This is a genomic window from Homoserinimonas sedimenticola (genome assembly GCF_026094475.1).
Lineage (GTDB): Bacteria > Actinomycetota > Actinomycetes > Actinomycetales > Microbacteriaceae > Homoserinimonas > Homoserinimonas sedimenticola.
The window spans coordinates 1,583,077-1,597,676 of the sequence record NZ_JAPELL010000001.1 but is presented as its reverse complement, the minus strand read 5'-3'; the positions used below and the strand labels follow the sequence as shown (position 1 = coordinate 1,597,676).

Annotated in this window: 11 protein-coding genes; 7 read left to right on the top strand and 4 right to left on the bottom strand. The window is 69.7% G+C overall.

Translation table 11 applies throughout. From position 1 onward, the window contains the following. The first annotated feature begins 44 nt into the window (after window positions 1-44). The 7 genes from dnaK (at window position 45) to OH146_RS07430 (ending at window position 8,835) form a co-directional block, all read left to right on the top strand. Window positions 45-1,892, top strand: a complete 1,848-nt coding sequence (gene dnaK / locus OH146_RS07460) for a molecular chaperone DnaK (protein ID WP_265159035.1) — start codon at window positions 45-47, stop codon at window positions 1,890-1,892. Between the two features lie 3 nt (window positions 1,893-1,895). Beyond that, window positions 1,896-2,480 carry a nucleotide exchange factor GrpE gene (locus tag OH146_RS07455; protein ID WP_265159033.1) on the top strand — a complete coding sequence of 195 codons (585 nt, stop codon included), beginning with the start codon at window positions 1,896-1,898 and terminating at the stop codon, window positions 2,478-2,480. Window positions 2,481-2,602: 122 nt separating this feature from the next. Beyond that, window positions 2,603-3,598, top strand: coding sequence for a DnaJ C-terminal domain-containing protein (locus tag OH146_RS07450; RefSeq protein WP_265159031.1), 996 nt, complete (start codon window positions 2,603-2,605; stop codon window positions 3,596-3,598). Between the two features lie 2 nt (window positions 3,599-3,600). Next, on the top strand, window positions 3,601-4,017 hold the full coding sequence (locus OH146_RS07445) for a heat shock protein transcriptional repressor HspR (protein WP_265159029.1): 417 nt from the start codon (window positions 3,601-3,603) through the stop codon (window positions 4,015-4,017). A gap of 2 nt (window positions 4,018-4,019) precedes the next feature. Further along, the gene (locus OH146_RS07440; RefSeq protein WP_265159027.1) at window positions 4,020-5,129 is read left to right on the top strand and encodes a class I SAM-dependent methyltransferase; all 1,110 of its coding nucleotides are present in this window, start codon (window positions 4,020-4,022) and stop codon (window positions 5,127-5,129) included. A gap of 34 nt (window positions 5,130-5,163) precedes the next feature. After that, window positions 5,164-6,579, top strand: coding sequence for an Nramp family divalent metal transporter (locus OH146_RS07435; protein ID WP_265159025.1), 1,416 nt, complete (start codon window positions 5,164-5,166; stop codon window positions 6,577-6,579). Window positions 6,580-6,678: 99 nt separating this feature from the next. Then, window positions 6,679-8,835 carry an ATP-dependent Clp protease ATP-binding subunit gene (locus OH146_RS07430; protein ID WP_279348692.1) on the top strand — a complete coding sequence of 719 codons (2,157 nt, stop codon included), beginning with the start codon at window positions 6,679-6,681 and terminating at the stop codon, window positions 8,833-8,835. A gap of 189 nt (window positions 8,836-9,024) precedes the next feature. Here the strand turns inward: OH146_RS07430 and OH146_RS07425 are convergent, their stop codons facing one another. Genes OH146_RS07425 through OH146_RS07410 form a run of 4 tightly spaced genes read right to left on the bottom strand, consistent with a single transcriptional unit; the run spans window position 9,025 to window position 14,545 of the window. Beyond that, entirely contained in the window at window positions 9,025-10,707 is a 1,683-nt protein-coding gene (locus OH146_RS07425; RefSeq protein WP_265159023.1) for a long-chain-fatty-acid--CoA ligase, read from the bottom strand. Between the two features lie 48 nt (window positions 10,708-10,755). After that, window positions 10,756-11,652: a glycosyltransferase family 2 protein gene (locus OH146_RS07420; RefSeq protein WP_265159021.1), complete on the bottom strand. Its 897-nt coding sequence runs from the start codon at window positions 11,650-11,652 to the stop codon at window positions 10,756-10,758. Next, window positions 11,649-13,145 carry a D-glycero-beta-D-manno-heptose 1-phosphate adenylyltransferase gene (rfaE2, locus tag OH146_RS07415; RefSeq protein ID WP_265159019.1) on the bottom strand — a complete coding sequence of 499 codons (1,497 nt, stop codon included), beginning with the start codon at window positions 13,143-13,145 and terminating at the stop codon, window positions 11,649-11,651. Before rfaE2 ends, OH146_RS07420 begins: the two co-directional genes overlap by 4 nt. After that, window positions 13,142-14,545: an aldehyde dehydrogenase family protein gene (locus OH146_RS07410; RefSeq protein WP_265159017.1), complete on the bottom strand. Its 1,404-nt coding sequence runs from the start codon at window positions 14,543-14,545 to the stop codon at window positions 13,142-13,144. The genes rfaE2 and OH146_RS07410 overlap by 4 nt, the downstream gene beginning before the upstream one ends. Between the last annotated feature and the right edge of the window lie 55 nt (window positions 14,546-14,600).

Genomic DNA, 14,600 nt, shown 5'->3' with positions numbered 1-14,600 from the left:
AAGACTTCCGCTTCACCCCATTGCAACACATAAGGAGAACACGCATGGCTCGTGCAGTAGGTATCGACCTCGGAACCACCAACTCGGTGGTCTCCGTGCTGGAGGGTGGCGAGCCGACCGTCATCGCCAACGCCGAGGGCTTCCGCACCACCCCGTCGGTGGTCGCCTTCACGAAGGACGGCGAGACGCTCGTCGGCGAGACGGCCAAGCGCCAGGCGGTCACCAACGTCGACCGCACGATCGCGTCGGTCAAGCGCCACATGGGCACCGACTGGACCAAGGACATCGACGGCAAGAAATACACGCCGCAGGAGATCTCGGCCCGCATCCTCGCCAAGCTCAAGCGTGACGCCGAGCAGTACCTGGGCGAGCCGGTGACGGATGCCGTCATCACGGTTCCCGCGTACTTCAACGACTCCGAGCGCCAGGCCACGAAGGATGCCGGTGAGATCGCGGGCCTCAACGTGCTGCGCATCATCAACGAGCCCACCGCCGCCGCTCTCGCCTACGGCCTCGACCGCGGCAAGGAGGACGAGCTCATCCTCGTCTTCGACCTCGGTGGTGGCACCTTCGACGTCTCCCTCCTCGAGGTGGGTAAGGACGACGACTTCTCCACCATCCAGGTGCGTGCGACGGCCGGTGACAACCGACTCGGTGGTGACGACTGGGACGGCCGCGTCGTCGACTACCTCGTCAAGCGCTTCAAGGAGACCACGGGCGTCGACGTCTCGAACGACAAGATCGCCAAGCAGCGCCTCAAGGAGGCTGCGGAGCAGGCGAAGAAGGAGCTTTCGTCGTCGACGAGCGCGAGCATCCAGCTGCCCTACCTCTCCCTCACGGAGAACGGCCCCGCCAACCTTGACGAGACGCTCTCCCGCGCCAAGTTCGAGGAGCTGACGCAGGACCTGCTCGAGCGCACCAAGCGCCCCTTCCACGACGTCATCCGTGAGGCCGGCGTCAGCGTCAACGACATCTCCCACGTCGTGCTCGTGGGTGGATCGACCCGTATGCCCGCCGTCACCGAGCTGGTCAAGCAGCTGACGGGCGGCAAGGAGCCCAACAAGGGCGTGAACCCGGATGAGGTCGTCGCCGTCGGCGCCGCCCTGCAGGCCGGTGTCCTCAAGGGCGAGCGCAAGGACGTTCTGCTCATCGACGTGACCCCCCTCAGCCTCGGCATCGAGACCAAGGGCGGCATCATGACGAAGCTCATCGAGCGCAACACGGCCATCCCGACCAAGCGCAGCGAGACCTTCACGACGGCGGACGACAACCAGCCCTCCGTCGCAATCCAGGTCTTCCAGGGTGAGCGCGAGTTCACGCGTGACAACAAGAACCTGGGCACCTTCGAGCTCACGGGCATCGCGCCCGCCCCGCGCGGCGTGCCGCAGATCGAGGTCACCTTCGACATCGACGCGAACGGCATCGTGCAGGTGCACGCGAAGGACAAGGGCACCGGCAAGGAGCAGTCGATCACCATCACGGGCGGCTCGGCCCTCTCCAAGGAGGACATCGAGCGGATGGTCCGCGAGGGCGAGGAGCACGCGGCCGAGGACAAGAAGCGCCGCGAGGCCGCCGAGGTCCGCAACGCCGCCGAGCAGTTCGTCTACTCGACCGAGAAGCTCATCAAGGAGAACGACGAGAAGCTCTCCGAGGGTGTCAAGACCGAGGTCCAGGGCGACATCGACGCACTCAAGACGGCGCTCGCGGGCGACGACGACGAGGCCATCAAGACGGCCCTCGACAAGCTCAATGTGAGCCAGCAGAAGATCGGCGAGGAGATCTACTCGGCCGCTCAGGCCGAGGGTGCCTCCGAGCAGCCTTCTGCCGACACGTCCGGCTCCGACGAGGACATCGTCGACGCCGAGGTCGTGGACGACGACGAGAAGAAGTAGCCCATGGCAGACAAGGAACACGACAAGGAACAGGGCGCCGAGGCGCCCGAGCCCGACGTGACCAGCGAGGACATCGAGGAGGCCGCGGACGGTCTGCTCGAGGCCGAGGGGCCGGATGTCGAGACATCCGTCGATGAGGCCGACCTCTCCTTCCTCGAGCAGAGCGCGGGAGACCTCGCGGCCGAGCGGCTCGCCGACCTGCAGCGGCTGCAGGCGGAGTATGCCAACTACCGCAAGCGCGTCGAGCGTGACCGGGAGGCCAACCGGCTTCTGGCGGTGCAGGAGATCATCGTCTCCCTGCTCCCCGTGCTCGACGACCTCGACCGGGCAGAGGCCCACGGCGACCTCGAGGATGGACCGTTGGTGCTGATCGCCCAGAAGCTTCGGGCGACGCTCGACAAGACGGGTCTCCAGCGGCTGGGCGAGAAGGGCGACGAGTTCGACCCCAACCTCCACGAGGCGATCGCGCAGATCCCGAACCCCGAGGTGGACACCATGACGGTGCTCGACGTCCACAAGGTCGGCTACCGGCTCGGCGAGCGGCTGCTGCGCGCGGCTCAGGTTGCCGTGGCGGTGCCGCAGGAGTAGTTAGCGTTCTCGCTGGTTGAGTAAGCCCGCTAGGGCTGTATCGAAACCAAGCCCCGAGCATCCGGGTTTCGATACAGCCGCGAGCGGCTTACTCAACCCGCGGACGAATCGAAAGGAGTCTGATGGCCAGTCAGGACTGGTTGGAGAAGGACTTCTACAAGGTGCTCGGAGTCTCGAAGGATGTCTCCGACGCCGAACTCAAGAAGACCTACCGCAAGCTCGCGCGCCAGTACCACCCCGACTCCAACCCGGGGGATGCGAAGGCGGAGGCGCGCTTCAAGGAGATCAGCGAAGCGAACGCCGTGCTCTCCGACCCGGAGACACGCCGCGAGTACGACCAGGTTCGGGCGATGGGCATGGGTGCGCCGCGTTTCACGGCGGGCGGCCAGGGCCAGGCGGGCGGCTTCGAGGACATCTTCGGTGGCATGTTCACGGGCGCAGGCGCGCCCGGCGGTGCCCGCGGCGGCTACCAGTCCGCCGACTTCGGTGACCTCTTCGGTGGTCTCTTCGGTGGCGGTGCCCCAGCCGGCGGCTTCGGTGGCGGCGGCTTCCGCGGCGGCCCCAGCAAGGGTCGGGATGTCACAGCCACGACGACCCTCGACTTCGAGTCCGCCATCAACGGCGACACGGTGCGCCTGCAGGGTGTCGGCGGCAAGCCCATGACGGTGCGCATCCCGGCCGGCGTGAGCGACGGACAGAAGATTCGGCTCAAGGGCAAGGGCGAGCCGAGCCCCGATGGTGGCCCGGCAGGTGACCTGACGCTCACGGTGACGGTCAAGAAGCATCCGGTGTTCACGCGCGAGGGCAACAATCTGCGCGTCGACGTGCCCGTGACCTTCATCGAGGCGGTCGAGGGGGCGACGATCGAGGTGCCCACCCTCGGCGGGGAGCCCGTCAAGCTCAGGGTCGCCCCCGGCACCCCGAGCGGGCGTGTGCTCCGCGTGAAGGGTCGTGGGGTCACGGCGGGGGGCGCATCCGGTGACCTGCTCGCGACGGTGCAGGTGGTCGTGCCCGGCCGCCTGACCCCGGATGCCGCGAAGGCCGTCAAGGCGCTCGCGAAGGCCCTGCCCGACGAGAACCCGCGCGACGAGCTGCTCGCGAAGGCGCGGAAGGCCTGAGCATGGACCCCGCCGCCCCCGTCTTCGCGATCGCCGTCGCGGCGGAACTCGCGGGCATGCACCCGCAGACGCTGCGCCAGTACGACCGACTCGGCCTCGTGAGCCCTAAACGCACGAGCGGCAAGTCCCGGCGCTACTCGATGCGCGATGTCGTGCAGTTGCGCGAGATCGCGGCACTCGGTGCGGAGGGTGTGAGCCTGGAAGGCATCCGCCGCATCATGACGCTCGAGAATCGGGTGACGGAGCTCACGGAGCGGGTGCGCGAGCTGGAGGCGGCGCTCGCCGACGAGCTGCTGAAGTCGCCGGGTCGCCGCGTCTTCGCCGCAGACGAGACTGGCGGGGTCGTATCGCTGCGGGCCGGCGAACGCGTGCGGCGCTCCAACCAGGTCGTGGTGTGGCGTCCGCTCGATCGCGGGTGAGCATGCCCCACTTCTCCCTGGAGCGGCTTCGGCGCGCCCCCGACGTCGAGGCGCCCAATCTTGTCGCGGTCGACGCGACCGACCGGCTGATCCTGGACGAGGCGGATGCTGCAATCCGGGAGCACCCCGAGAGTGTTGTGGTCATCGGCGACCGGTACGGGGCGTTGACTCTCGGCGCGATCTCCGAGCACGGGGCATCCGCCGTTCGCGTGCACCAGGACGCGCTTGTGGGGGAGCTCGCTCTCGCGCGCAACGCGGCGCAGTTCGGCATCGACGACTACGCGCAGCACGGGCTCGACGAGACGCTCGTGAGCGGCGCCCGGGTCGTGCTGCTGCAGCTACCCAAGAGCCTCGAGCAGCTCGACGAGTGGGCGGCGATCACGGCCGCGCACGCCGACCCTTCCGTCGTCGTCTACGCGGGTGGCCGTGTCAAGCACCTCACGCCCGCCATGAGTGAGGTGCTGGGGCGTCACTTCGGTTCCGTGACCGCGACGCTCGCGCGCCAGAAGTCGCGCGTGCTCGTGGCCCGCGGCCCGCAGGCGCAGCCGGGCGAGTGGCCCAAGCGCGAGTTCCACGAGGAGCTGGGCCTGTGGGTGTGCGCCCACGGCGGCGCCTTCGCGGGCACCCGGCTCGACATCGGCACGCGCTTCCTGCTGCAGTTCCTGCCCGACATGGCTCCGGATGCCGCGACCGCCGTCGACCTCGGCTGCGGTACGGGCATCCTCGCCGCCTCGCTCAAGCGGAGCCGGCCGGAGCTCGAGGTGCTCGCCACGGACCAGTCGACGGCGGCTGTGGCATCCGCTCGGGCGACCATGGCGGCGAACGGACTCGACGTGACGGTCGTGCGGGACGTCGGCCTCGCCTCCCAGCCGGACGCGAGCGCCGACCTCGTGCTGCTGAACCCGCCGTTCCACAGCGGCACGACCGTGGACGAGGGGCTCGCGCCCGCCCTCTTCGCGGATGCCGCGCGCGTGCTGCGACCGGGCGGCGAACTCTGGACCGTCTTCAACTCGCACCTCGCGTACCGGTCCGCGCTCTCGCGGCTCGTGGGCGAGACGCGTGAGGCGGGCCGCAACGCGAAGTTCACCGTGGCGGTGTCGCGCCGAACCTGACGATGCCGGAGCTGCCGTACTAGCGTCGAAACGGATGACTTCTGACACCCGTGACGACGTCCTCAGGCCGAGCGTGCCGCAGCCCCCGAGTGGCCGGCAACGACTGAAGTGGTGGGGTCCGGGCCTGCTGTGGGCCATGTCGGCCGTGGGCTCCGGTTCGGTGCTCTTCACCCCGCGCATCGGCTCCGTCTACGGCTACTCGCTGTTGTGGCTGCTGCTCGGGGTCGCGGCACTCATGTGGGTCATGATCCGAGAGGCGGGGCGCTACGCGGTCGTCACCGGGCGCACCCTGCTCGACGGTTTCTCCACCCTGCCGGGGCCGCGCAACTGGGCCCTGTGGGTGGTGTTCCTACCCCAGCTGGTCGCGGCCGTCGCCGGGGTTGGCGGACTCTCGGCCCTCGTCGGCAGCACGATTGCGCAGGAGCTGCCTGGCGACCTCGTGCTCTGGTCGCTTGTGGTGCTCGCCATGACGACGCTCGTGGTCGTGAGCGGCGGCTACCCGTGGGTCTCCCGGGTCGCCCTTGTGCTCGCCCTGGGGCTCGTGGGGGTCATGATCGCGGCGGCCTTCGGGGTGTTCGAGGCCGACGGCGACGCGGTCGCGGGGCTCGTGCCGAGCATCCCCGGGGACCTCGACATCGCGTTCATTCTGCCCTGGATCGGCACGATCCTTGCTGGCTCGATGGGCATCATCTGGTACTCCTACTGGGCCGCACGGCGCGGCTACGGCGGCCCCATGCACGGCAGCGGCACCGCTCCCGAGCCACTCGACGAGCGGGTGCCGCGGCTGAAGAACTGGCTGCGCACCATGTCGAACACGGCCGCGATCGGGGTCATGACGGGCACGCTCACGATCACCGCCTTCCTCGTGCTCGGCGCCGAACTGCTGGGCCCCGAGGGCATCGTGCCCCAGGGGACGGATGTCGCGAATGACCTCACCCGCCTGCTCTCCGACGTCTGGGGTCCCGTCGGTCACTGGCTCATGGTCGCCGCGATCGTCATCGCCCTCGGCGGCAGCGTGCTCGCCAACCAGGACGGCTGGTCGAGGTCCTTCGCCGACATCGTGCTTATCCTGTGGCGGGGTGGGCGCCGCGCACAGGCTGATGAGAAGTCGTTTCCCGCGTGGGCGAACCGGATGCTCGCGCTCCGGCCCTCGCACATGTCGGTCGACCGCGCTCTCCGCATCGTGTTCGCGGTCACTGTGACCTGCCTCGTGCCGGCGATCGTCGTCGTGATCGTGCGCGACCCCGTCGCGATCATGTCGGTCTCGGGCATCATCGCCACTCTGCACACGCCGCTCATCGTCTTCGCCACCCTCGCCGTCAACCGACGGCTACCGGAGGGCGTACGGCCGGGGCTCACGTTCACCGGTCTGCTCGCGGTTGCGGGGCTGTTCTACTCGGTCTTCGCGGTGCTGTACTTCGCGAATCTGCTCGGTGCCTTCGCTAACTAGCGACATGTTCGCGGAAGGCGAGCGCATAGCGCTGGTATACGGGACGCAAAACCGAATAGACTTGAGTCACGCAGGCTCAAGTTTCGAACAGGGGTAGGAATGGCCAACATGCAGGGCGCTCCCGGCACCGACGAGGAGCAGAAGACGGCACTCGAGCAGTACGGCGTCGACCTCACCGAGATCGCGCGCACGGGCAAGCTCGACCCCGTCATCGGCCGTGACGCCGAGATTCGGCGGGTCAGCCAGGTGCTCACCCGCCGCACCAAGAACAACCCGGTGCTCATCGGCGAGCCCGGCGTCGGCAAGACCGCGGTCGTGGAAGGGCTCGCGCAGCGCATCGTCGCGGGCGACGTCGCGGACTCGCTCAAGGACAAGCGACTCGTCTCGATCGACCTCGCCGCCCTCGTCGCCGGCGCGAAGTACCGCGGCGAGTTCGAGGAGCGGCTCAAGGCTGTGCTCAAGGAGATCAACGACTCCGACGGCCAGGTCATCACCTTCATCGACGAGCTCCACACCCTCATGGGCGCGGGCGGCGGTGATGGCTCCGTCGCGGCCGCCAACATGCTCAAGCCCATGCTCGCCCGCGGCGAGCTGCGCCTCATCGGCGCCACCACCCTGGACGAGTATCGTCAGTACATCGAGAAGGATGCCGCGCTCGAGCGTCGATTCCAGCAGGTCTACGTCGGCGAACCCTCCGTCGAAGACACCGTCGCAATCCTCCGTGGTCTCAAGGACCGCTACGAGGCGCACCACCGCGTCGCGATCGCTGACAACGCGCTCGTCGCCGCAGCATCCCTCAGCAACCGCTACATCACCGGCCGGCAGCTGCCCGACAAGGCGATCGACCTCATCGACGAGGCCGCCAGCAGGCTCAAGATGGAGATCGACTCCTCCCCCGTCGAGATCGATGAGCTCAAGCGCGCCGTCGACCGGATGCGCATTGAGGAGCTCGCCCTCAAGAAGGAGAAGGACGCGGCATCCAAGGCTCGTCTCGAGAAGCTGCGCGAGGACATGGCGGAGAAGCAGGAAACGCTTCTCGCGCTCGAGGCCCGCTGGCGCAACGAGAAGTCGGCGCTGCAGGGCGTCGGCGAGCTCAAGAACCAGCTGAGCGACGCCCGCATCAAGCTCGACCTCGCCATGCGCGAGGGCGACTACCAGACGGCGTCGAAGCTCAACTACGAGGTCATCCCCCGCATCGAGGAGCAGATCGCGGCTGCCGAGCACGCCGAGCACGAGGGCGAGCGGATGGTCAACGACCAGGTGACCGACGGTGACATCGCCGCCGTGGTCGCCGCCTGGACGGGCATCCCCGTCGGGCGCCTGCTGCAGGGCGAGACCGAGAAGCTCCTGCACCTCGAAGCGGAGCTGGGCAAGCGGCTCGTCGGCCAGAAGAAGGCCGTCGCGGCCGTCTCGGATGCCGTGCGCCGTTCGCGCGCCGGCATCGCCGACGAAAGCCGCCCGACTGGCTCGTTCATGTTCCTCGGCCCGACCGGTGTCGGCAAGACGGAGCTGGCGCGAGCGCTCGCCGAGTTCCTCTTCGATGACGAGAAGGCGATGGTGCGCATCGACATGAGCGAGTACGGGGAGAAGTTCTCCGTCTCGCGGCTCGTCGGCGCCCCTCCCGGCTACATCGGCTACGAGCAGGGCGGGCAGCTGACCGAGGCGGTGCGGCGTCGGCCGTACTCCGTGATCCTCCTCGACGAGGTTGAGAAGGCGCATCCGGAGGTCTTCGACGTGCTGCTGCAGGTGCTCGACGACGGTCGCCTCACCGACGGCCAGGGCCGCACGGTCGACTTCCGCAACACGATCCTGATCCTCACCTCCAACCTCGGCAGCCACTTCCTGACGGATGCGACGATGACGCCCGAAATGCGCGAGGAGGCGGTGACGCTCGCGGTGCGCCAGACCTTCAAGCCCGAGTTCGTGAATCGGCTCGATGACATCGTGATCTTCTCGCTGCTCTCGCGCGAGGACCTCGCGGCGATCGTCGAGCTCTACATCGACCGGCTCGTGAAGCGCCTCGCCGACCGTCGCCTCGAGCTCGGTGTGACCCCGGATGCTCGTGCCTGGCTCGCCGAGCGCGGCTACGACCCCATCTACGGCGCCCGCCCGCTGCGACGGCTCATGCAGAAGGAGATCGACGACCGCCTCGCAATGGCGATCCTCGCCGGCACGATCCGAGACGGCGACACCGTGCTCGTCTCCCTCCAGCGCGAGGGTGAGGGCCTGGAGGTCTCGCGCGCCGAGGTCGACTAGCGCGAATCGCGCGGCGGCAACGGATACTGGCGAACTGCGCGCCGCGACTCGCGCCGGGGAACACTCCGCCGGGGCGGGGCGGCGGTTTTTGCTGCAGTTTGTGCGCGGCGCCCCGGTCGACGTCGGCTGGCCTCGGCGTGTCAGGCCAGAACTGCAGCAGAAACCGCACGGCAGCCGAGAAGGGCGCCGTCAGCGCGCGAGCAGCTGCTCCCGCACCTCGCGCCGCAGCACCTTGCCGATCATCGAACGGGGCAGCTCGTCCACCGCGACGATCGTGCGCGGCACCTTGTAGGCGGTGAGGTGCCGGCGGCAGTGCTCGCGCAGGCCGGCGACGTCGAGGGATGCCCCGGGCGCGAGCACAACGGCGGCCGCGACATCCTCACCGCCGCCCTGCGAGGGCAGCCCGACCGCGGCGGCCTCGGCGACGGAGGGGTGCGACTGCAGGGCCTCTTCGACCTCGGAGGGGGCGACGTTGAAGCCGCCCGTGATGATGAGCTCCTTCATCCGGTCGACGATCGTGATGAAGCCGTCGCCGGAGACCGTGACGATGTCGCCCGTGCGCAGCCAGCCGCCCGGCAGCAGGGCCGCGCGGGTCTCGTCGGGGCGGCGCCAGTAGCCCTGGAAGACCTGCGGGCCGCGCACGAGCAGCTCGCCCTCCGCAGCATCCGTCGCGGGGTCGTCGGGATCAACGACGCGAATCTCGGTGCTGGGGAACGGCACGCCGACCGTGCCAGGCCGCCGGGTTGAACCCATGGGGTTGCCCGCGGCGACGGGGGAGGTCTCGGTCATGCCGTAGCCCTCGATGAGCAGACCGCCCGTCGCCTTCTCCCACGCCTCGACAGTCTCAACCGGCAGGTTCATGGCACCCGAGATGGCGAAGCGGATGCCGCGCAAGCTCACCCGCTTCTTCTTCGCGGCGGCCGCGAGCCGCGCGTAGATGGGCGGCACGGCGGGCAGGAAGGTCGCGGGCGTCTTCTTCATGGCGTCGAGCACAAGCTTCTCGTCGAACTTGGGGAACAGCACGAGCCGCGCCCCGATGCTCATGGCGAAGGTCAGGCAGAGCGTGAGCCCGTACGCGTGGAACATGGGCAGCACCCCGTAGACGACCTCGCGCTCCGGCCGCAGCCCCTGCACCCAGGCCTCGCCCTGCATGGCGTTGACGCGCAGGTTCGCGTGGGTGAGCACGGCGCCCTTGGGGGTGCCGGTGGTTCCGCTCGTGTACTGCAGCACGGCGGTGTCGCCGAGCGACGGTGCCGGATGCGAGCGGCGCAGCGGGCGGGCATCCGTCAGCTTCTCCCAGGGCTCGGTTCCGGCGACACGCTTGCCGACGGTCAGGGCGGAGCGCGACCGGCGGGCGGCGGGCAGGGGCAGCCGCAGCGCGAAGCGGGTCTTGCGGGGCATGGCCCGCGTCACGTCGACCGAGACGACGTGCTCGACGCCCACGTCATCGGGAAAGTCGACGACGGATGCCGCAACCTTGTCCCACACGATGGCGACGGTGGCCCCGTGGTCCTCGAACTGGTGGCGGAGTTCGCGCGCGGTGTAGAGCGGGTTGTGCTCGACGGCGATCGCTCCGAGCCGCAGGATCGCGTAGAACGCCACGATGTGCTGCGGGCAGTTGGGCAGCACGAGGGCGACACGGTCGCCCTTCTTCACCCCGAGCTTGCGCAGTCCGCCCGCGACCCGCTCGAGCTGCTCGCCGAGCTCCCGGTAGGTGAGGCTCGCACCGAAGAAGTCGAGTGCGGGCCGGCGCCCGTGCCGCCGGATCGTCGCGGCGAGCATCTCGACAAGAGTTTGGCTCGGGGCGCCGACGTCGTGCGGCACGCCCTTCGCGTAGGAGGACAACCATGGCCGGGTGGAGAGATCGCTCATCGTCCTCATTGTGCTGTGAGAATCTCGAGTCTTGTCTGGGAAGTGCTCCTAGGGCACGGAGACGACGTCGGTCGCCTCGACCCCCCGGTGTGGCAAGGTTGTCGGCGCCTCGAGGTGCACGGCGCCACTCGGCAGGATGCCCGCGCCGCCGTAGCGCGCCATGACCCGCCACTGTGCCGCGACGTCCTCCCCCGCGTGGTCGGCCGGGAGTTCGCTCCAGAAGTTGAAGCCTCCACACTCGAGCAGGGCGTCGCGCCGGTAGAGCACGCACCCGCCCACCCAGGCGACGCGGTAGGCCACCCATTCGTCGCGGCCCAGATCGAGGGCGGATGCCGCGTGCGCGAGGTTCGCGGCGTTGTGCAACGTCCACCGGCCGAAGCCCTCGGACTCGCGGGTGATGGTCTCGGGTGTGACGGGGCCGTCCCACAGCTCGAGCGGCGCGCGCTCCTGGGGGCGGTCGTCGTCGAGGTAGGAGAGCCCCTGCACGGCCGAGCCGACGAAGCCGCACCCGAGTCGGTCGAGCGCTTCCGTCATCCGGTCCAGCGTGCCGGGCTCCAGCCACACGTCGTCGTCGAGGAAGAGCACGAGCGGTGCGGTCGCGCGTTCCAGCAGGAACTGCCGATGCTCGGCGATCCCGCGGCGCGGCAGGTGCCGCAGAAGTTCCACGGGGCGTCCTTGCGCTTCGAGCACTCGCACCATCGCCTGCACGGCCGGCTGCCCGATCGAGTCGAGGTGGGCGGACTGGTCACTCACGATCACACGGAAGGGCGGGTCATCCTGCCCCGCGAGTCCCGCGAGCGTGACGGCGAGCTCGGCGGGCCGTTCGTAGCTGGGCACGAGCACGTCGATGAGCGGCACCACGGCCTCGCGGGGCCGCGCCCACTCGGCGGATCCGCGGCGGCTCGAGCCCGGGGCATCCGCCCGCCGAGGCATGGAGCCGCTCATGAGGTCTCCGACGGCGCGGTGCTGCGGATGCGCCCGATCACCTCGGTCGTGGAATGCGACGGCACGTAGTCGAGCGTGCGCACCTCGCCCCCGTAGCCGCGCACAACCTCCGTCTCGCTGAGCATCTCGGGCGTGTAGTCGCCGCCCTTGACGTAGATGTCGGGGCGTAGGCGTTCGAGGAGTGCCCGAGGGGTGTCGTCGTCGAACTGGGTCACGTAGTCGACGCAGCCGAGGGCGGCGAGCACGCCAGCGCGGTCGGCGGCGGTATTGACGGGCCGGTCGGGCCCCTTGAGGCGGCGCACCGAATCGTCGTCGTTGATGGCGACGACGAGCACGTCGCCGAGTTTGCGGGCCTGGGCGAGGTAGGTGGTGTGTCCGCGGTGCAGCACGTCGAAGCATCCGTTGGTGAAGACGATGCGGCGCCCTTCCTCGCGTTCGGCGGCGAGCAGGGCCTCGAGGGCGTCGTGGTCGACGGCGAAGTCGTTCTGCGGCCCGATCTCGGCTGCGACATCGTCAAGGGTGCAGATGCTTGTGCCGTAGCGCTGCACGACGACATCGGCGGCGACCTGCGCGAGTTCCGCCGCGACCGAGAGGGGCAGGCCGGATGCCCGTGCCACCGTCAGCCCGGCGGCATAGGTGTCGCCCGCTCCCGAGGTGCGCGAGTCGAGGGCCGGATGCGCGTGGGTGCGGTGCACGGCGCCGGCGCGGTCGAGCACGAGGGACCCTTCGGAGTCGAGGGTGACTGCGACGGTCGCGGCGCCCGTCGCCTCCCACAGGCGCTCCCGGCGGTCGAGCACGGCGGCGACACGGTCGCTCCCGAGTTCGGGCACGCCGAGGAGACGAGCGGTTTCCGCCGCGTTGGGGGTGACGATGTCGGGGCGGAGCGTAGCCCAGGGTGCGCCGTCGTGGGCGTCGACCACGAGCAGGGCGGGGCGCTGACGGGCCGGGTCGGCGAGGGCATCCATGACGGGCCCGTGGAGGGTGCCGAAGCCGTAGTCGCACACGATTTCGGCATCCGCCTGTTCCGCGCGCACCTGCTCGGCGAGTCGCTCAAGCTGCTCCGCGGGGAAGGGCCCGTGGTGGCCGTCGTCGACACGCACGAGCACGTGGTCGTCGCTCACGATGCGGGTCTTGGTGGTCGTGCGCGCACCTTCCGCCCGCACGACGGCCGAGACATCCACCCCCGCCTCCGCGAGCATGCCGAGGAGGCGGTCGGCATCGTCGTCGTCGCCCACGAGGCCGACGAGCCGCACGTGCGCTCCGAGGGCGGCCAAGTTCATGGCCGTATTGGCGGCGCCTCCGGGGGAATAGCGGCGTTCGGCGACATCGACGACGGGCGCGGGGGCCTCGCGGCTGATGCGTTCGCTGTGGCCGGCCCACCAGCCGTCGAGGATGAGGTCCCCGATGACGGTGACCCGGGGCGCCGTGTGGCGGATGAGGTCGAGGGCTGTCGCGTCCAGGCGCTGCTCGACGTGAGGCTCGGTGGCCGTCATCGCGCCGTTCCCATGTGCACGACCTTCACGGTGGTCATCTCGTCGAGCAGCTCCGGACCGTAGCCGAACCCTGCGCCGCTCGCGCCTCGCGGCTGCGCCGAACCGCCTGGCGCGCCGCCGAAGACGTTGTTGACCTTGACGGTGCCGACGGGCAGTTCGGCGGCGGCATGCTGGGCGTGCTCGAGCGAGCGCGTGAGCACGCTCGCGGCGAGCCCGTAGCGGTCATCGGATGCTCGCGCGATGCCCTCCTCGAAGCTTGCGACCACCTGCACGGGCGCGATGGGGCCGAAGGTCTCCTCGCGCATGACCGCCATCTGGGGGCGGCACTCGGTGAGCACGGTCGCGGGGTAGTGGCATCCGGGGCCCTCGGGGATGATGCCGCCGCAGGCGACGACGGCGCCATCCTCCACTGAGGAGCAGACGGCGGTGTGCACGGCGGTGCGTTGCCCCTCGTCGACGAGGGGGCCGAGAAGCCCCTCACGGGTGTAGCGCTCGGCCTCGGCGACGAGGGCACTCGTGAAAGCCTCCGCGATGTCGGCATGCACGAAGATGCGCTCCACCGACGTGCAGATCTGGCCCGCGTTGGCGAAGGAGCCGAGCGCGGCCTGCTGGGCGGCCCACTCGGGGTCGACGTCGGCGTCGATGATGAGGGCGTCGTTTCCGCCGTTCTCCCGGATGACGTGCGCACCCGTGGCTGCGGCTGCCCGAGCGATCGACTCCCCCGCGCGCGTCGAACCGACGTGTGCGATGACGTCGACGCCCGTGCTCGCCGCGAGGGCTGCACCCAGCTCTCCGTCACCCGACACGGGAATGAGCACGTCGTCTGGCAGCGCCTCCGCGACGATCTCGGCGAAGAGGAGACCCACGTGGGGGCACTTCTCGCTCGCCTTGGAGATGACGGTGTTGCCACTCACGATCGCGGCACCCAGGATGCCCGCCGCGACGGCGACGGGGTCGTTCCAGGGTGTGATGGCGGCGACGACCCCGCGGGGCTCCGGAGTGGCATAGTCGAGCGCCGTGTGTCCGCCCCGCAGGCTTCGCCCGCGATGCAGTGGGCCCAGTTCGGCGTATTGCAGGAGCGTGTCGACGCCCGCGCGCACCCCGCCGAGCGCGTCGGCGTAGAGTTTGCCCGTCTCCCGCTCGTTGAGGCGGGCGAGCTCCTCCTCCCGCGCAGCGACTCGGTGTGCGGCATCCTTCAGCAGGCTGCCGCGCTCAGCGGGGGAGACGCGCGCCCACGAGCGGAAGGCGGTGCGGGAACGACTCACGAGGTCAGGCAGCAGCGCGGGGGCGGTCGTCTCGATCGCGCCGACCGCTGTGCCGTCGCGGGGGTCGGTGATTGCGATGGTCCCACTCGTCGCCGCCACGGCTGTGCCCTGCGTCATGACCTGCGTCGTCGTCATCCGTCCTCCTTCGGTTTGCGTATCCGGCCTGTACCCACCTGCCCGCCCCCCTACA